Origin of the sequence: Endozoicomonas sp. ALD040 (assembly GCF_049275945.1) — a bacterium.
Classification (GTDB): Bacteria; Pseudomonadota; Gammaproteobacteria; order Pseudomonadales; family Endozoicomonadaceae; genus Endozoicomonas_A.
The window spans coordinates 2,935,510-2,953,504 of the sequence record NZ_CP184829.1; the positions used below are offsets into that span (position 1 = coordinate 2,935,510).

Genomic DNA, 17,995 nt, shown 5'->3' on the forward strand with positions numbered 1-17,995 from the left:
CAGTTATTGCCTATAACAAAGGAGCAGAGAGATTAATTGTACTTAGGAGAAGGCGTTTTTTTTAGCATAATTGGTCATAGCAAACTTTACTTTCATACGATTGAAGCAATCATTAATGCCTACGGAAATTATATTGGAATGCCTCTCAAGTACTATGAGGTAATTTATAGAAATGATGAACCACCGCCTCCTCCTTCCGCAGGAGCAGCTTCAGCCATGTAACAGGGGATATACGGACATAAAGATCCCGGTAATCGTTCAACAAAGTCATGAAGTTCATTTGCGCGACGGAGTTCGGGAGCCGAGGTGGTAGACGGGTTTTTACTGAGTGCAGGAATGAACTGGATGACGATCAGTAAAACAGCAATGACGCCGACCAGTCCTACAAAATAATTACCCGTCTTTTTCAGGGTCGTTGAAAACAAATTTACCACCCAATCAAACTGCCTGGCTGACTGATTGAAAAAACTTCCCGCCCTGCCAGATCATTAATGATGCTTGCTGATCGCCAGGCGGTCAGACTCAGTTGTGGCTCTGCAATACCATGACTGTGCAGACCTGCGTTGACGGCGTAAATGCTTCTGTTGTCCGGACCATCCCAATCAACGGCAAAGCTGGAAGAAAGTTTGAAACGCTGGTGTTCGTCAAGGTTCAATCTGGACTGAATTGGCTCCAGATAGCGGGGCAGTAGATTCTGAAAACCTGTACAAAGAATGACGATATCAGCAGAGAGCACTTCATCCTCTGAAGACAGCGAATTGGTGAGCTTGAGGTCGTAAAAGCCACTCGAAGATTCAGACATGGCCGTGAGGGTCCGGTCAGGCAGCAGTTTCCAGTTTACCTGACTCCGAGACAAGTAGGTGCGGTCATAAAGTTCCCGGTAGATTTCCAGCAGGTATGCAGGCGTAATGCCGTCGCTGGCCAGCTTCTGATATTTGACAATGGTTTCTTTTTTTTCCTCAGGCAGGGATAAAAAGCGGCTAACATAGCCGGGCGTAAAATATTCATTGGTAAATGGACTTTCATCCAGAGGCTCAAAGCTGGCCCGGCGGGAAATCCACTGAATCTCATCAGCTTTACCCCATTGTTCACGCAGACAGTTAAGGAAGACTTCTGCACCCGTCTGGCCGCCCCCAATAACGGCAACCTTTTTATTGCGAAGATCAGGCTGGCGGGTCATCAGTTCGCTGGCATGGAAGCAATGCCTACCCACCAGAGCTCGAGCGCAATCAGGTATGCAGGGTACTTTGCCTGTTCCCAGACATAGATTACGAGCTTTAACCTTCTCCTTGTCCGAGCGCAGCACGAAGCTACCCTCTTCAAAGCTGACTTCCCTGATCTGCGAGTCAAACTGCAAAGACTCCAGGTTTTCTGCGACCCAGTTCATGTATTCGACAAATTCGCTGCGGCTGATCACCATCTTTTCAGTGGCTAAAAAAGAATAAAACCGTCCCTTTTCCACCAGGAATGACAAGAAAGACCAGCGACTGGTGGGTTGTACGGCAGTTACCAGATCTTTCAGGCAGGAGGTCTGCATGTGAGCACCAGGCAACATAAGCCCCGGGTGCCAGCCGAAGGCGGGTCTTTTGTCAAAGAAACGGACCTTTAGCTCGGGAAGACTGTCCAGCAGTGCTGCAAGACTCAGGTTGAACGGGCCAGATCCCAGTCCGGCCAGATCCAGAGGGGCGGTTTCATCTTGGTAGTGTGTAAAGTTCATCATTCTTCCCTGAGTGTTATTGCCAGAGGGTTCTTGAGAGGGGTTCCCAGTTCTGGCAGAGGGCGTTCGCTGGTGTCGCCATAGCCGAGTTTGAAACGAACCCGGTTCAGACAAACCCGGGCCATTTCCGGTGTGAACAGATCAAACAGTTTGAAGCGATTTTCCAGTTCGGGATGTGCCTTTATATACGACTTAAGTTGTTCACCCAGTAACTGGTAGAAACGGGACTCGGAAAAGCCTTTTTCAGCCAGACAGGCAGAGATAAAGCGAAGAACGGTCACAAAGTGACCGGTCTGCAAGTCGTGAATAAGGTGAGCAGCAGGCAGGCGAGCAGTGACTGAAAGGGCGTAATCACTCAGAGTGTCAAGTTCAGGGAAGTCCTGATCGATCAGTCTCAGGTCACCCTGAAAATCCTTCAGCGCTACTCTGACTGGCAGATGATTATCCAGAACCAGAGTAATATTCTGGCCATGAGCCACCAGACCAACACCGTATTTACACAGCAGGTGATAAAGAGGAACCACCACCAGATCAAAAAGCTTTGATAACCACTGTTCTGTTGTTAATCCCGAACGATGAATGTACTCGCAAATCAATGGATAGCCATAGCCGTCTTTCTGGAACAGGGTAGAGATCAGGATAGCCCGTTCCGATTCTTCGGTTTTAGCGTGAACACTCTGGCGCCAGATGCAGCCCAGCATTTCATGATAACGGTAGGGAGCATCCGCTATCTGTTGGAACTGAGGGTTTGGATAATAAGCCCCGGCAGGCTCTTCCAGAATAATGGTTCTGCGGTTGCACAGGGTTGGATCAGACGCAGCTATTTCAGAGAGCCAGCTCGAAACCATGGGACCTGCCTGGATATATCGACCGGGAATACCCCGGTAGCAGGAGGTATTTAAAATGGAGAGTGGCAGTTTGATGTTCAGTTGCTCTGGTCGCTTCTTATTGGACAAAGTTCGAAGAGACTGTTGTGGAAGCATAGGGTCTCCATAGCTTCCCAGATGAACGATGTGACCTGCAGCAATTTCAGAAGCGAACAGGTTGACCAGACGGTTGCGCCATTGCCAGGGGTGCACCGGCATAAGGAAAAAGTGGCTTGAATCAATATTGAGTTGACGACATCTGGCGTACAGCTCTGCCTGCTCCCTGCTGTTAAGAACAGCGCTGATCAGATCATTTTCCTGAAGGTCGACGGCCAGAGAGAGCCTACAGTTTTCACGGCTCAATGCCACCCACTCAAGTTGGATTTCGGGCAGAAACTCAGTAGCGTAATCCTGATAATCCTCCTGTCCCCAGCCGAGGCGTCCTTTGCTGACGGTGACTTTGGGATGGCCATCCAGATAACATTGCAGTTCGTCATCCTCCAGCTCGATCAGTTCGGCTGCACTTTTCTGGTGATAGTTTTTCTGAACCTGTACCTCGGCCATTAGCGTATTGGCCAGTTCTTCGAGGAAGTTTGCCAGTGTTGTTGAGTCCAGTCCCAGCTCCTCCCTGGCGTCTATAAAAAACTGACTGACTTCCAGCGCTGAGTCGATGCAACTGTCCAGATAGCTACGGGAAATGGACGCAGTATCCACTATTAATTGATCCCAGATGGTTCTCCAAGCATAAAAGCGATAGTTCACGCCGCTTTTCAGTTCAAGGATAAACAGTCCGCCACTCACTTCTTCAGGAGCAATTGCTTTGGGGATGATGGCTTCTTCCCAGCTCAGCTCACTGAGTGTTTTTGCTAACAACCGACGGTTAGCTTTCTGCCAGAACTCAAGGCACTGATTGACAGGTAAAGCCGTAACAGCCTGATTCATAACCGGATCTCCTGGAAGAAACTCTCCCGGTAACAGTTGACCAGTGCCGCACGTTTGTGAGGGAAGTCAAACTCTTTGACCAATGACCAGCCAGCGGGACTCAACAGCTTCAGCAATCTCTTGTTGTCAGCTCTGGGCTCTCCCACCAGACGAGTCGTTCGGGGCTCGTCCAGGAACAGGAAGTGAGTAATGCACTTTGTCCAGCTGTTGGAATATCTCTCGCCCAGAAATTCCAGATTCCCTACCAGAAGGTGAAAGCCACGATCCCAGGGCTGGCAATCGTAGTAGGGAGCAATACGGTCTTCCAGAGCCCAGTAGAGTTCGAAATACCCGAAAGGCTCACCGTTGATGCACCCGATCATTGGCCAGGTTCTCCGGTCTTTCAATGCTGACTGAAGATAGGCTGTCAGTTCTTCCCGGCTCTGGGCCATCTCCCAGAACTCTGCGACACGAGGCTGATTCATCCATTCATGGAAGAGATCAAGATCCTGGTCCGGATCAAGGGTTCTGAAGGAGACAGTGAGGTCATTTTGATAGTCATAACGCTTATAAACGACACCTTTAGGCTGTTCCTGACGAAGTGGATGCGTGACAGCTTTTTCGTTTTCAGTCCAGATTTCAGGTATCGTCTGATGATCTCTCTGATAGTGCCAGAGTGTTCGGTCCTGATAGAGGCCTGAGCGATAACAGGTAGCTTCCTTTGAGCTTTCTTTATGGCTGTGTATCAGCTGATTATCTTGAAGCCTTTCAGCCAACGAAGCTGCAACCTGAATTTGGAAGAGATCCGGATTGCGGGAAAACAGGTAATCCAGACTGGCTGCAATAAGGTGATTGGGTACATTCTCAGGGAGATCGGATTCGTTAGCTGCAGTTATTAAGGCACTATCCTGCTCCGAGATTTTTAACAGCAGAGATTGATTGTTGTCATGCACCGTCAGGCTATTGGATGACAGTAATTGCAGAGAAATCTTGCAGTCTGATGCCCCTGGCAGGGTAATCGTTGTTATTTTAGTCATTGCTCTTCCGTAAGAGTGAGTCTGAGTAGCCTTGTGCGAAGAAAAACAAGGTGCGTCATGCTCAAATATGAAAATGGCATTGCAAAATGTTTTTCACGATAAAATTAATGGGGTGTATTACCGGACAACCTCACTGAATGCCTGCAAGGGGTTTCTCATGGAGTGATAGACATCCATCGGGTTCTTTAATGTGTTCTCGTTAATGTTGCAGTAGGTGCAGTAAAAGTTACCTTTTGACCAGAGCTCTCTGCTATCGAGCATGTAATCAAGGCAGCTGGTGTCCCGGCGGCCCTGCTTGCGCAGGTTGTCCAGAAAACGGTAGAGGGAGGACAGAAGCTCTTTCTCCGGAAGAATATTGCTGGCTCCCAACACGCTGATAACACCAAAGGTGGAATTAATCAGCAGATAGTAAGTAAATAGCCGGTTGCCAAGCTGTTCACTGACGTGGTGCTCTTTTTCTTCATCAGCCAGAGGCAGGTGTGCTTGCAAGAGTTCTCTGGCCAGGCGGCTGTACCCCGTGCCCTGACAGTCGCGGAAATAGACGGTTTCCGGGTAACCCTCTGGCATTCTGAGCAACAGGTTTTGTTGATGTGCGCCCATTAGCAGACCAAAGTCTGATTGAGCAACGATCATGGGCTCTAAAACTTTGGAAAGATATTTTCCAAACCACTTTTGTGCGACAGCTTCAGGCCTGGCCCTTTCCTTTACAGCTAATTCCCGGATCAGAGCAATCAGTCTGGGCTCACCTACCGGGTTGTCCTGGGTAAGACTGGCCAGTAACTCAGTGCACTGGTTGACGGTTTCCCGGTTGAAAGGATTTTCCCGAAGCACCATCATGGTTTCAGGCAGCACCTGGCCGTCTTCTCCCTTGATGGCGGCATGAGCCGGTTCGGTAATGATTTCGAAGTCCGGATACAGGCTTTTTAAATCATTACCCAAAGGAGTCTGGTATTTCACCTGATGGATTTCCTTACCTCGAATCACTTCTTTGGGCAGCAGGTGACGGATCGAATTAGTCAGTTTGACGCTGAGTGAATACTTCAACATCAAGGAGGCGTGTATTCCATGGATCGCCCGTACTGAAGAAGTAGCACGCCATTGGCTACCATGCAGACCATAGTTAATAATTTGGCCTTCACTGAGCAACTGCCGTATATAAGCATTCTTTAACCATTGCTGAGCCTGCCAGGGGTGAGCGGGTAACAGGGTGTGGTGTTCGGAAATGTCTTCAGGAAAACGACCGGAGAACTCCGGATCTTCAGAAGCCAGTTGGCGAGTCAGTTCATGGAATGAATATTCATGAACACTGTCTGCTTCCAGCAGGTTGGCATCAATAGAAAACCAGTGCAGCTGGAAGCTGTTTCCGTATTCAGGAATATAGCGCTGTGAGTCTTCTGCGGTAAATTGATCGCGACTTTTGGGGGTAGGGTGAACGGAGTGACCTGCCAGCAGGGCTTGCTCTGAAGATTGAAAATCTGTGCAGCCGGAAAATAGTTGGTCAAGTTCGTTTTTTCTTAATTCAAGAACAGACGCCATATTCTCAACGCTTCTTTTAACACGATTAAAAAACAGTTGTCTCTGCCCGGCGTCACTGTTCCATAAAGCATTGTCTTTAACGATTAACTGAACACTTTCAGTGAAGGATAAATCAGTGATGGTGTTGTTTTTTTGGTTAACCAGGGCAATGGGTTTGCAGAACTGATGCCTGCCGCTGATGGATAAATATTTAATATAAATCAAAAGCCGACAGTCGCTTTTGTTCAAGGGGATTGAAGCAGTGGCTTCAGCGTCAACAGGCGGCTGCCAGTCTGAACTTATTGATTGACCACTCAACCACTTCTTGTGGCTACCAACTGGCTCTAATGACCAGTCTTTCCATTCCCTGAGCAAGGCATTAAAAAAGCAGCCAGCACTCAGGCTTTCAGCTTGCTCATGACTATTGCAGTCGTACGTAAGCTCATGTCCGAACCTTTTATAGGATGAATCGTATACAGCTTTGATGGTTGTGGTTTCTAAAAGCGGTGTGGACACTGATTTCATTCTCCAGAATGATCTTATTATTCAGCACATAATTTGGAAGACCTTAATTACTGTTACGAGGATTTTATTTAAGGTCTGGCTCAATAGGGCTTGAATTGTAAATGAGAATTGTTATCATTTGCAACAGATCACAACAACAAACATCAACCATGCAACAAAATGAGCTTGGCCCTGTTATAGCAAAACCCGTTTATGAGACCGGAGACTCCATCAAAGAGTTCAGCCAGTTTGGGTCGGTATTTATGCTCGGTGCCGGGCAGACGACGCTATTGATCTGCCTGCCAGCCATTGCTGAAGAAACCGGTTTAGGTTATGGCCTGCTGACGCTCATGGTGGCACTGGGAACCTGTCTGTTTATTTTCACTTCGCCCCTATGGGGAAGAATAAGTGACCGTTTTGGACGCAAGAGAGTGGTTCAGTCCGGGCTCTTTGGTTTTGCGGCCAGCTTTTTACTGCTGGCATTCGCGCTTCACGGTCTGGGCTCTGGTCTGCTGAGCAGAGAGTTGGCCATTGGTTTGATGTTTTTCGCCAGGACTATTTATGGTCTATTGGTATCGGGTTTGTATCCAGCGGTTCAGGCCTGGGTTATAGACGACAGTAATCATTCTAACAGACTGCCTGGTCTAAGCCGGATTACAGTCAGTATAAATGCCGGGCGTCTCATAGGTCCTGTGATTCCGGCAATGTTGATTTCCCAGGGCAGCCTGTTCCCTGTTTTAGCACTGGTAGTTTTTGCTATCCCCTTGCTAATACAGGTCTCAATATTAACCAATGACAAGCCTTCAGAAGTCAGGCAGGAAAAGGGTAGCGAAGAAAAGAACCCGTTCAGGCAAATGCTGAAATCACTCTGGCCTGTTTTGCTGGTGGCCTGCTCTGTAACAACGCTCTTTGGCCTGTTGCAGTACCTAATAGGTCCTATTTTGCAGGAGCGTTTTTCTTACGACGGAGTATCAGCATCAAGAGTACTTTCGATGCTCATGATGGTGGCTGCTTTTTCGACGGTGGTTGCTCATTTGCTGGTATCTCGTTTTGCTCAGGGCAGGCTGATTCTGTCATTAAAAGTCGGCAGCGTTTTATTACTGTTCGGTAGTTTCCTGCTGATCACCTCCACTCAACTGATATGCCTGATATTCGGACTGGTCATCAGTGCCGCTTCGATTGCATTACTGACGCCTGCTTACACGACACTGGCGTCAGAACAGGTAGGTCAGCAGGGCGTTCTGACAGGAACCCTCGCTATGATTCATACCCTCGGATATACCATGGGAGCGCTTCTGGCCGGACTGGGAGGATCACTGGGCATTCAGATGGCAGAAGTTTTCTGCATTTTTCTGGCTGTTCTGCTTCTGATGATTTCCTTTTTATTAGTTGAATCTCCAAAGAAACGGAGTTGTTAGGTTTACATGAACTCAATTCAAATGGTGGGCTGGCCCATTGTCACAGTCAGCTTTAATCGCCCGGCCTGCGACGATGATGCTCGCCAATGGCTAGTGGATCTTTCTGGGCTGCTGGCAAGAGAGCAGCCATTCAGTCTCATTATTCAGGCAAAGCCCAACAGTGAGTTTTCACCGGAAGCCAGAAGAGAACTGGGGCTCTGGTTTAAAGAGAACAGGATAAAACTGGGAGCGTTTTGCCGTGGTATTGCCCGGGTTGTGCTTTCCGAACAGGAGGGTGACAGAGTGGTCAGTGACAACATGAAAAAGGCTATGCCTTTTCCCATGGTGTCCTGTCTCGATTTTGATCAGGCTCGTGACTGGGCGATTGAGCGGTGCCATCAAACGACAGTTTAAGCTTGATGGTGTAAATAATAACTATTATCATTCGCAACCATTATCCATTGGTTGAGACAATGGCTATCAGCATTGCACGACTGCATCAGGACAATATCAGGCAGTCTGAAATTGAAAAATAATTATTGAGTGAATGGTCAGTCCGGCTCAACAGAGAGTACGGGAGCTTGCTTCAGTTGTCTGACAGTAAAGCGATCACACTTCCACAGAACAAAAGAAACTGAGGCCATGGAGCAGACCCTAACGCTTGACCAGGCATGTTTGCGGGTGGGAACAAAAACCATTCTGCAACCAACCCATCTTGACATCACGGCAGGAAAAATTACCGCTATTCTCGGACCCAATGGCTCGGGTAAAAGTACCCTGCTGAAATTGCTCTCCGGTTTGCTTGAGCCCAGTGATGGGCGGGTGCTTTTGGGAGGGCAGTTGTTGAAGTCACTCCACCGTAAAGAACTGGCTAAAAGTCTGGCGTTGTTGCCACAACACTCACCGGTTCCACTTGGTATGTCGGCAACGGATCTGGTGGCTTGTGGCCGATACCCCTATGCAGGCCCATTCGGGCGATTGAAAAAAGAGGATCACAGGGCCGTCAGTTCGGCACTCTCCAGAGTCGGTATGGATCATTATGCCGGTGAACAGGTTGATCATCTCTCCGGTGGTGAAATGCAGAGAGTCTGGCTGGCCATGGTGCTGGCCCAGGAAACCGGCATTTTACTTCTGGACGAGCCGACCTCATGGCTGGATATCGCTCATCAATTGCGCCTGCTGAATATTGTCAGACAGCTGAATGATGAAAAGCAGACCACCATTATCTGGGTACTTCACGACCTGAATCAGGCCCTTCAGTTCAGCGACGAAATAGTGCTTATGGATCAGGGGCAGGTGATTAGAACAGGTGCAGCTACAAAGGTACTGGATAAACGCATTATCTCGGATGTATTTGGGGTAGAGACCTGGGAAGTGCAATTGGAAGGCAGAAAAAAGTCGCTCTTTTTGCCCTTGGGTGAGCATCAGGCTGAGCCCGTGATCCATCGTGTTTTGAGCAAGGAAGTCGCCTGATGTTTGCAGTCCTGAAAAAAAGCTGTTGTTGCCTGCTGTTTACATCGGTAGCAGCGATGGCTTCAGTCACTGAACCCGATCTGGCCGAAACCCCGGAAAAGATTGCAGCACTGAACTGGACCCAGGCTGAAATGCTGCTCACCCTCGGTGTCGTACCTGCAGGGGTGACTTCCATAAAGGGTTATCGGGAGTGGCAGTCCGATGATCCGGTTATGCCGGCAAGTGTTACCGAACTCGGGCAGAGAGCTGAGCCGGGTCTGGAAGCCATAGCGGCTCTCAAACCGGATCTTATTCTTGGCTATAAATGGCGTCATAGTCGTATAGTTTCAGAGCTTAAGAGCATTGCTCCAACCGTTCTTTATTCCCAGTACCCGAGCCAGAAAGATCCTTTGGATTATTTTCTGAGAATGCAGGGTATTTTTCGTTCAGTGGCACATATTCTGGGGCGCGAAGCTCTGGCAGAAAAGAGACTCAGGGAAATGGAGTCTGAGCTGGAACAGGCCCGCAATATGATCAAAGCAGCGGGACTCTCCGGCCAGAAAGTCGTTGTGGGTAAGTTTGTCGGTATGGGACTGGGACTTCGAGTCTACGGCGATTTGTCTCTGGCGGGTGCCATTGTTAACAGGATTGGTCTGGAAAACAGCTGGCACTCTTCATTACCCGGACGGGATTTTACCCATGTTGACCTCCTCAAACTGACCACTATTGGCGACGCCAGTCTGATCATTATTGGCAGTCAGCCCGAAAATCTGCCAACGATGGCGCAATCATCGGTTTGGAATGCCCTTCCGGCTGTTGAAGAAGGCCGGGTCTATTATCTGCCCGCACTCTGGTCATATGGTGGCCCTGAGTCGGCTGCTCGAATGGCCAAGGCTTTTGCCCGTTACCTGGCTCCGGAGGTGTGATGTTTATTCTGGAGTCTGTAAACAGTTTTTATGAAGGCGTTAAAAAGACGGCAGTGACATTGTTTTTGTTCATCCTTCTGGTCACTGTTTCCCTGACAGTGGGGCCTGCCGGCATTGATCTTGATTTGTTGAATGGATTGCCGTTCCTGCAGCAACCCGCCGATCATGCTATGGCCTCTGAAATAGTGACCTGGCTCCTTCTGCCAAGAACATTGATGGCATTGTTATGCGGTGCCGCACTGGGGGCAGCGGGTGTGTTGATTCAGGGAGCGACAAGAAATCCCTTTGCCAGTCCGGCAACACTGGGAGTGAACTCCGGGGCCATGCTCGCCGTAGTGCTGGGAACTGTTCTGTTGCCTGAACTGACCGACCAGTACCCAGTTGTTGTCGCCTTTTCGGGTGCTGCGCTTACCACTTTACTGGTGTTCAGGCTGGCCACAGCTATCAGTGATTCACCGGTTAACCTTGTTCTGATTGGCATGGCCATTACCCTGTCACTGGGTGCTCTCAGTGCCGGTATTCTGATGTTTTTCGAGAATCGTCTGGAGGGCCTGTACACCTGGGGGGCAGGGAATCTTGCCCAGTTTGACTATCAGGCTATCAACAGCAGCTGGCCGATCTTTACCCTGATGATTCTCTTTGCCACATTGCTGGCCCGACGTCTGGACCTGATTGAGTTGGGCAGAGATCAGGCCGAGAGTCTGGGGATAAATGTAAGACGAACCGTTGGCTTGTCGCTGGTGATTGCTCTGCTTTTGTCTGCCACTGTCGTCAGTCAGGTGGGAATGATCAGTTTTATTGGTCTGATTGCCCCGCACATTGCCCGTGGTCTTGGTTATCGCTCAGCATGGAAACGTCTGCTGGCGGCCAGCCTGACAGGTGCATTGCTGCTACTGGGTGCAGATGTGCTGGCCAGAATGATTCCTTTCCTGATGTCCGAAGCCCATTACAGTATCCCGGCCGGAGCCATGACAACGGTTGTCGGCGCACCTTTCATGATTTTCCTGTTGAGCCAGCGTAAAAGGATCAGCAATTTGGCCAGAGCACCCGGTGAGACAGGAATACGTGCTCTGTTTCACGTGTCTCCGGTAAAAGTCCTCTGGGTTCTGCTGTCCTTAGTGCTGGTCGCTTTTTACTTCAGTCTGTTCAGCGGCCTTGACCGGTCCTGGATCGACCTGCGTTGGCCCAGAGTTTTAACGGCAGCTTTTGCCGGAGCTGCGCTGGCTGTCTCTGGTCTGGTTCTTCAGACCCTGATGAGAAATCCTCTGGCCAGTCCCGATGTTTCTGGTCTGACGACCACGGGCGTTTTGTTTGTGGTCCTGGGCTCTGTCATGGTGCCTGGTCTTGAGCGTCTGGACTTGCTCATGCTGTCGATGTTTGGCAGTGGTTTTGCCCTGCTTCTTTTAATGGCCCTCAGTCGGATGACCGGGTTTAATCCCCAGCTTTTTGCCCTGGCTGGCCTCTGTCTTTCAGCGGTTTCGGCAACGCTGATCAGCGTAGTGATGGTGCTGGGCAGTAATCAGTCCAGCGAGGTGCTTGTATGGCTTTCAGGCAGTACCTATGCAGCCAGCAGTGAGTTGGTTTATCTGTTGTCTTCTGGTGTCTTAATCCTGATACCCATGTTTATGCTGATGTGGCGAAAGCTGGACATTCTTCAGTTGGGCGCCTCCTGGCCTTCCCTGCTGGGCATCAGAGTAAAGGCTTCAGTGTATCTGCTGATGCTGCTGGTCGCCCTTTTGAGTGCAACCAGTGTTGCGACAGTGGGGGGTATTTCTTTTATCGGGTTGATGGCGCCCCATATTTGCCGCGTCACCGGCATGTCAAGCCACAGACATCTGATTCCGGCTACTGCCATGACGGGCGCTTTGCTGCTGGTCATCAGTGACTGGCTATCACGATCGTTGATGGCTCCTTTTGAAATTCCTTCAGGTCTTCTGGTCTCAGGAGCCGGTGGTATTTATTTCATCCTTTTACTGCTCAGTGGTAAATACGTCCAAAGTCGTTAAATAACCTTTTTGAAAAAATCACAAACCTGCGGGAAGCGGGCTTGGAACAAGAACAGGGATCTAATGAGAATGATAATCAAACACAGGGAAAGCTAACCTATGAAAACAAATAAAACGCCTCTTGCCATCGCTATAACCATGGCGTTGGGAAGTCAGAGTGCTTTTGCAGAAGGCAATGATTCCGTGACCCGGCTGGAAGAAGTCGTTGTTACCGCTTCCCGCTCTGAAGCCAGTATTTCTGATGTTTCCGGGACCGTACAGGTCATCAGTGGTGAAGCAGTGGCCCAGCAGAACGTGTCCGGTCAGAAACTGGCTGATATTCTTGAACGGCTGGTCCCTGGCTTTGGTCCCAGCACTCAGACGGTGACCGACAGAACCCAAAGCGTCCGTGGTCGTAAGGCTCTGGTTTTGATTGATGGCATTGCTCAGACCGAGAACCGTCAGATCAGTCGCCAGCTCAGCATGATTCGTCCTGAAAACATTGAACGTATTGAAGTGATTTCCGGTGCCAGCGCAATTTATGGTGGTGGTGCGACCGGCGCTGTTATCAACCTGATCACCCGTAAGCCAGCCGAAGGCGATATCCAGTTTGCTTCTGAAGCCGGCATCAAGGTATCTGGTGACGAGCTGAGCAGCTATACCCTGAATCAGAGTATCAGTGGCAGTAACGGTAATTTTGATTACCTGTTCAGCGGAACTTACGAGAGTCGTGATGGCATTTTTGATGCCGATGGTGACCGGGTTAACCCGGACCCCTCTCAGGTCAGCCGAAGCGATACCGATACCAAAGATGTTCTGGTGAAACTGGGTTATGACTTCAACGCGGAGCAGCGCCTGGAGACGACACTGCAATATTTTGATGATCAGATGGATTCTGATTACGCGCCCGACATTTCCTCTCTGATCACTGGAGATGCTGCTGACGCACCACCACCTGTTAAAGGGTTGCAGCTGGAAGATCAGCCTTACAGCAAGAGAAATTCCATTGATCTGGTCTACAGTGATGCTGACTTTTTAGGCAATAATTTTCAGTTGCAAACCTACTATCGTGAGCGTGACGCAAGGTTCTTCCCTTACCCGAATATGTTAGGTTCCACGATATCCCCGGGCACTACTTTTGTTAATCAGTCGACGTCTACCTCAGAAGTCTATGGCTTGAAGCTGCTTCTCGACAGGGCTCTGACCGATACGTTCAGAATCTCCTACGGTATTGACTACGATGTTGACAAAGGCGAACAGAGAGGACAACTGCACGATCTGCAAAAGTACATTGACAGTGGCGGCACAGTTATTGAACCGACAGGATCTTCCTATGAATACGGTCCGGATGTCGATGCCAAGACCCTCGGGTTTTACTTGCAGACCGCCTGGGATATTACCGAACAGCTGACCATGAACGCCGGTGTTCGTCACGAGCGCGCTGAATTGGATATTGCTGACTACACTCCGTTAGCAGAAACCTGGTTTTTGCCTATTTTGTTTCCTAATGCAGATGTAACTGTATTAGAGGGTGATGTCAGAAAGTATGACGATACTCTATTTAACGTTGGTCTGGTCTATCGGCTGAATGGCAGCAATGAAGTGTTTGTTAACTACTCTCAGGGTTTTGAAGTCCCTGATGCTTCAAGGATTTTAAGGGATGTGATTTCACCAGACAGCATTCTGGCCATAGTTCCCAATCTGCCATTGAATCCTACCGATATATCACAAGCCAATCTGGACGCCATCAAGACTGACAGCTATGAACTGGGCTGGCGTGGACGTTTTGAAAACCTGCTGGCCAATGCCTCTGTCTTTTATAACGAGTCTGATAAAACCATAGACTTTAATGAAGATTACAATGTGGACCTGCTGGACCAGCAAAAGAAAGTCTACGGCTTTGAAGGCTCTCTGGAATATTTCGTCAATGATTTCTGGAGTGTCGGTGGCAGCTATGCCTTCACAGAAGGGCGCAGCTACTACGAAGAAGTGGGCAAATGGCTTGACCTGCAGGCAGCCGATGTCTCTCCTGAAAAGTACGTGACCTATGTCACCTACGATCAGGAAGATATGAGTATACGTCTGCAGTCGACAACCTTTGCCGATTACGACAAAGGCAAGAAAGTGTCTGGTGGTAATGTCGTAAGTTATGAGGTTGACGGTTATACCACTGTTGATCTGCTGGCTTCCTTCGCTATGCCCGTGGGCACTCTGAAAGCAGGTATTACCAACCTGTTGAATGAGGACTACGAAACGGTCTACAGCCAGTGGGCTGGTGACACTTACAATGGCATCAGTGCTCATAATGCAGAAGGTCGTGCTTACACTCTGAGTTATCGCGTAGAGTATTAAGCAGGAAAAGCGGCCAGGCAAAAACTGGCCGCTAATTTAGGGCAACCAGCCAAGAACCCGGGGTATCACCCACGGAGCCAGAAGGGCACTGATACTGGCAGAAAGTACTAACGCCAGCGCACTGTAAGCGCCTTCTTTCAATGAACTTTGAACCATTCTCGCAGTGCCCAATGCATGACAGGCTGTGCCCATAGCAATACCTCTGGCTTTTGGATCAGTGATTTTCAGCAACGACAGTAATGGCAAGCCAAAAATAGCACCCATCAAACCCGTCAGGATGACGGCAATAGCCGTAAGAGAAGGGACACCATTCAGGCTATCCACAATCATCACAGCAATGGGTGTTGTCACCGATTTGGGTGCCAGGGAAATAGCGACCTGACCATCGGCACCAGCCAGAACCGCGAGTATAACCGTGCTGACAAGGGCAAACAGGCTGGAAATAAAAACCACCAGAATCACACCGGGCAGCTCCTGATGAATATCCCTCATCTGTTGATAAAGAGGCACGCCCAGAGAGACAACCGCGATGCCCAGCAGGTTGCTTAGCCAGTTACCTCCCTGTTGGTAGTCGGAGTAGGGAATATTGTCGGCAAGAAGAATACCCACGAGTACCAGAATGCTGATCAGTAACGGATTAAGCAGTGAATACTTAAAACGATTCTGAAGCTTCCAGGCGATCAGATAGACGACCAATGTCAGAGAGCAGTAGAGCAGACCCTTCATCGGAGTGGTCGAAAACATCGGGAACAAAGTCATTGTCGTGTACGTTCCAGCCATTGAAACAGCCAACCGGCAATGGCCATAACGACCACTGTCCCAAAAATACTGGTCAGCAATAGAGCACCAAGACTGTTGGCCAGCAGATCCAGCTGATTGATAACACCAACTCCGATGGGAACAAACAACAGGGACATCCAGCGAACCAGAAAGCTGGCACCGGCTTCAACCCAGGACAGTCGAATCAGGCCACTGCCCAGCAGGGCTGCCAGAAGCAGCATGCCGATAATACTGCCCGGAAGAGCATGATTGATCCAGACGCTGAACAGCTCGCCTGTCCAAAGACAGGCCATCAGAATAATGACACTGCTTAGCCAGGCTGCCATACGTCGGCATAGAAAGGCTATTTTCACTAAAAAACTCCACTATGATGCTTAACCATTGCTCATGCCAGTAAAGAAGGTACCTGAACGATCATGAAAATCTGTATCTTTAGTGCCAAAAAATACGATCGTAAATTTTTTGGCCAGTACAATGCCGACTAAAGCTTTGAACGGGAATACTTTGATATTCATCTGGATGAGAAAAAAGCACACCTGGTCAGGACGGCTGATGCAGTCTGTGCTCTTGTTAATGACGATATCAGTCGGCCGGTTCTGAGTGTAATGACGGAATATGATATCAGACTTCTGCCCATGCGCTGTGTCGGATTTAACAATGCTGATCTGGATACGGCAAGAGAGTGGGCACCCAGGTAGTGTGATTATTTCTTAAGGTGATTTACGACGATGGCTAGCAGCCTGTCGGACTTAAGACTGTCCTACTCGGCAACTGCTCCTGCGTTTCTCTAGCTCCTGCATCCATGCAGTCGTGCGGTTGCAATAAATTGGTCTAAAAATCCCTGTTTCTTCGTCAAATAGCTCGCTATTCTCCTCAGAAACAGAGATTTTTATCCTCAATTTCTTGCAATCCTCGCTACGGACGCTTAAGTCCGACAGGCTGCTAGGAGCCTGACCGAGAATAGACTGCCCTACTGCGGCGGCAGCAAATTGGTCTGAAAATCCGCTTTTGTTCGTCAAATAGCTCGCTATTCTCCTCACAAAACCGAATTTTCATCCTCAATTTTCTGCCGTCCTCGCTACGGGCGCTATTCTCGGTCAGGCTCCTAGAGTATCCTCGATTTTGTCAAACCGCTTGTTGTGTTCATCAAACTAAGTAGGAAGTTGTCATTCCCGCGAAGGAGGGTGTCGCAAAACTCTGGTTCCCATGCTTTCAGGCCCTGTGGGTCCCAGCGTGGGAACGAGTTGACTCCCGTCATTCCCGGCTTCATTCTCGTCATTCCCGCGAAGGCGGGAATCCACACTGACTCTCCACCAGAACCATACTGCCCGGTGTCCCCCTGGCCTTGTCATCCCCGGGAAGGCAGAGATCCACCGTTGGCGCTGGATTCCCGCCTTCGCGGGAATGACGACTTCAGAGCATGGGAACGAGTTGTAGCATTGATACTCCTTCGATAGTCATTCTCGCAAAGGCAGGAATCATTCAGCTTGCGTTTAAACCTGCTGGCTAGCACCCACTCTCCCTTTTATACAAGATCCATTAGAGAATTGTCCCCTGCAGAGCACCTTATCTTAACCGCAACTCGGGCTCTGACAGGACCGGGATAACAATACTGGCACAGTCGTCTAGATTTAATGATGAACTGTTAATGTGAACATATCTGCCACAGGCATCTTTTTTAAAGCCAAGAAAACGAATTTTCTCGTCAAACAATTGTTCCTTTTTATTTTCATCTATCTGACTGACTCCAAAAAGTCTCATATTTAATTCAAAAATGTTTAATTGATTTAGAGCAGTATTTGTAGAAGCTTGTAGTATCTCAACCTTTTCCTGATCATTAGATGAATAACATTGATTGGAGATCAATCTGGTATCATGATCGCTGATGCGAGTCATGGTAATTAGATAGTTCGATGGTAAAAGTTTTTCAATTCTATTATCTGTATCACTTTCCTTTTCTTTGGCTATGACCTTGGAATTGCCATCTAACAAGATTGATTTCACCGTTATTACCCGAGAAATTGAATTCACCGTTATTGCCCGAGAAGAAAAATCAATCAATACTTTTTTCGTTATAGCATCAGGATGTAATCCATTGAATAAGTCATGCTCATAAAGCAAATTTGAACTTTCGTCCAAAAATTTGATATTCACTTCATAGTCATCGGGGTTATCGATTTGGAAAAAAAATCGGTTATCAACACAAACAGATTCGTTTTCTTCTGAACAAAAACCCGTCACGGCGATAATCAGCATCGCCCAAAAAAATATAGTTTTCATAAAAATCCCTATCATTTAATTAAATCCTCTGTCGAAGGTAGTAGAAAAGATTAAACATTCAAACATTCACAAAAGAACAGTTCGCATCATTAGGGTTTGCTTGCTGTTTAGTGTTGTAAAATTCCTGGCGTTAAAGGCCTGATCAGCGAGACCCGGCCTGCCCGGCTAAACCGGGAGATTCAAATCAGACCACAGCCCGGAAGAGCTCCCATACGTTGGCATAGAAAGGCTATTTTCACTAAAAAATTCCGCTATGATTCTTA

The 17,995-nt window shown here is 48.7% G+C and carries 15 protein-coding genes and 1 pseudogene; 8 read left to right on the top strand and 8 right to left on the bottom strand.

The window, feature by feature from the left end; genetic code table 11:
• Nucleotides 1-164 precede the first annotated feature (164 nt).
• The 5 genes from ACOJUN_RS10440 to ACOJUN_RS10460 form a co-directional block, all read right to left on the bottom strand.
• Nucleotides 165-425: a hypothetical protein gene (locus ACOJUN_RS10440; RefSeq protein WP_422136567.1), complete on the bottom strand. Its 261-nt coding sequence runs from the start codon at nucleotides 423-425 to the stop codon at nucleotides 165-167.
• A 2-nt stretch (nucleotides 426-427) separates the two neighbouring features.
• Nucleotides 428-1,720 (bottom strand): lysine N(6)-hydroxylase/L-ornithine N(5)-oxygenase family protein, encoded by a 1,293-nt coding sequence (locus ACOJUN_RS10445; protein WP_422136568.1) that lies wholly within the window; start codon nucleotides 1,718-1,720, stop codon nucleotides 428-430.
• A complete protein-coding gene (locus ACOJUN_RS10450; protein WP_422136569.1) occupies nucleotides 1,717-3,525 on the bottom strand; it encodes an IucA/IucC family protein in 1,809 nt (602 codons plus the stop codon). Before ACOJUN_RS10450 ends, ACOJUN_RS10445 begins: the two co-directional genes overlap by 4 nt.
• Nucleotides 3,522-4,541, bottom strand: a complete 1,020-nt coding sequence (locus tag ACOJUN_RS10455; RefSeq protein WP_422136570.1) for a GNAT family N-acetyltransferase — start codon at nucleotides 4,539-4,541, stop codon at nucleotides 3,522-3,524. Before ACOJUN_RS10455 ends, ACOJUN_RS10450 begins: the two co-directional genes overlap by 4 nt.
• Before the next feature lie 117 nt (nucleotides 4,542-4,658).
• Nucleotides 4,659-6,572: an IucA/IucC family protein gene (locus tag ACOJUN_RS10460; protein WP_422136571.1), complete on the bottom strand. Its 1,914-nt coding sequence runs from the start codon at nucleotides 6,570-6,572 to the stop codon at nucleotides 4,659-4,661.
• 110 nt (nucleotides 6,573-6,682) lie between these two features.
• On the opposite strand from ACOJUN_RS10460, the gene ACOJUN_RS10465 reads away from it, so the two are divergent.
• From ACOJUN_RS10465 to ACOJUN_RS10490, 6 genes are all read left to right on the top strand, one after another.
• Nucleotides 6,683-7,978 carry an MFS transporter gene (locus ACOJUN_RS10465; RefSeq protein WP_422136572.1) on the top strand — a complete coding sequence of 432 codons (1,296 nt, stop codon included), beginning with the start codon at nucleotides 6,683-6,685 and terminating at the stop codon, nucleotides 7,976-7,978.
• A gap of 6 nt (nucleotides 7,979-7,984) precedes the next feature.
• Entirely contained in the window at nucleotides 7,985-8,371 is a 387-nt protein-coding gene (locus tag ACOJUN_RS10470) for a hypothetical protein (protein WP_422136573.1), read from the top strand.
• Between the two features lie 228 nt (nucleotides 8,372-8,599).
• Nucleotides 8,600-9,430 carry an ABC transporter ATP-binding protein gene (locus ACOJUN_RS10475; protein WP_422136574.1) on the top strand — a complete coding sequence of 277 codons (831 nt, stop codon included), beginning with the start codon at nucleotides 8,600-8,602 and terminating at the stop codon, nucleotides 9,428-9,430.
• Nucleotides 9,430-10,335 carry an iron-siderophore ABC transporter substrate-binding protein gene (locus tag ACOJUN_RS10480; protein ID WP_422136575.1) on the top strand — a complete coding sequence of 302 codons (906 nt, stop codon included), beginning with the start codon at nucleotides 9,430-9,432 and terminating at the stop codon, nucleotides 10,333-10,335. The genes ACOJUN_RS10475 and ACOJUN_RS10480 overlap by 1 nt, the downstream gene beginning before the upstream one ends.
• Entirely contained in the window at nucleotides 10,335-12,341 is a 2,007-nt protein-coding gene (locus tag ACOJUN_RS10485; RefSeq protein ID WP_422136576.1) for an iron ABC transporter permease, read from the top strand. Before ACOJUN_RS10480 ends, ACOJUN_RS10485 begins: the two co-directional genes overlap by 1 nt.
• Before the next feature lie 99 nt (nucleotides 12,342-12,440).
• Nucleotides 12,441-14,672: a TonB-dependent receptor gene (locus ACOJUN_RS10490; RefSeq protein WP_422136577.1), complete on the top strand. Its 2,232-nt coding sequence runs from the start codon at nucleotides 12,441-12,443 to the stop codon at nucleotides 14,670-14,672.
• A 36-nt stretch (nucleotides 14,673-14,708) separates the two neighbouring features.
• Here ACOJUN_RS10490 and ACOJUN_RS10495 read toward each other — a convergent pair whose 3' ends face one another.
• A complete protein-coding gene (locus ACOJUN_RS10495; protein WP_422136578.1) occupies nucleotides 14,709-15,452 on the bottom strand; it encodes an LrgB family protein in 744 nt (247 codons plus the stop codon).
• Complete coding sequence (locus tag ACOJUN_RS10500) at nucleotides 15,428-15,805, bottom strand: CidA/LrgA family protein (RefSeq protein WP_422136579.1); 378 nt, start codon at nucleotides 15,803-15,805, stop codon at nucleotides 15,428-15,430. The genes ACOJUN_RS10495 and ACOJUN_RS10500 overlap by 25 nt, the downstream gene beginning before the upstream one ends.
• A gap of 153 nt (nucleotides 15,806-15,958) precedes the next feature.
• On the opposite strand from ACOJUN_RS10500, the pseudogene ACOJUN_RS10505 reads away from it, so the two are divergent.
• Together ACOJUN_RS10505 and ACOJUN_RS10510 are read left to right on the top strand one after the other, a co-directional pair.
• Nucleotides 15,959-16,150: pseudogene (locus tag ACOJUN_RS10505) on the top strand (2-hydroxyacid dehydrogenase); the annotation flags it as partial.
• A 546-nt stretch (nucleotides 16,151-16,696) separates the two neighbouring features.
• Nucleotides 16,697-16,909: a hypothetical protein gene (locus ACOJUN_RS10510; RefSeq protein ID WP_422136580.1), complete on the top strand. Its 213-nt coding sequence runs from the start codon at nucleotides 16,697-16,699 to the stop codon at nucleotides 16,907-16,909.
• A gap of 109 nt (nucleotides 16,910-17,018) precedes the next feature.
• On the opposite strand, the gene ACOJUN_RS10515 is transcribed toward ACOJUN_RS10510, so the two are convergent.
• On the bottom strand, nucleotides 17,019-17,732 hold the full coding sequence (locus ACOJUN_RS10515; protein WP_422136581.1) for a hypothetical protein: 714 nt from the start codon (nucleotides 17,730-17,732) through the stop codon (nucleotides 17,019-17,021).
• Nucleotides 17,733-17,995 lie beyond the last annotated feature (263 nt).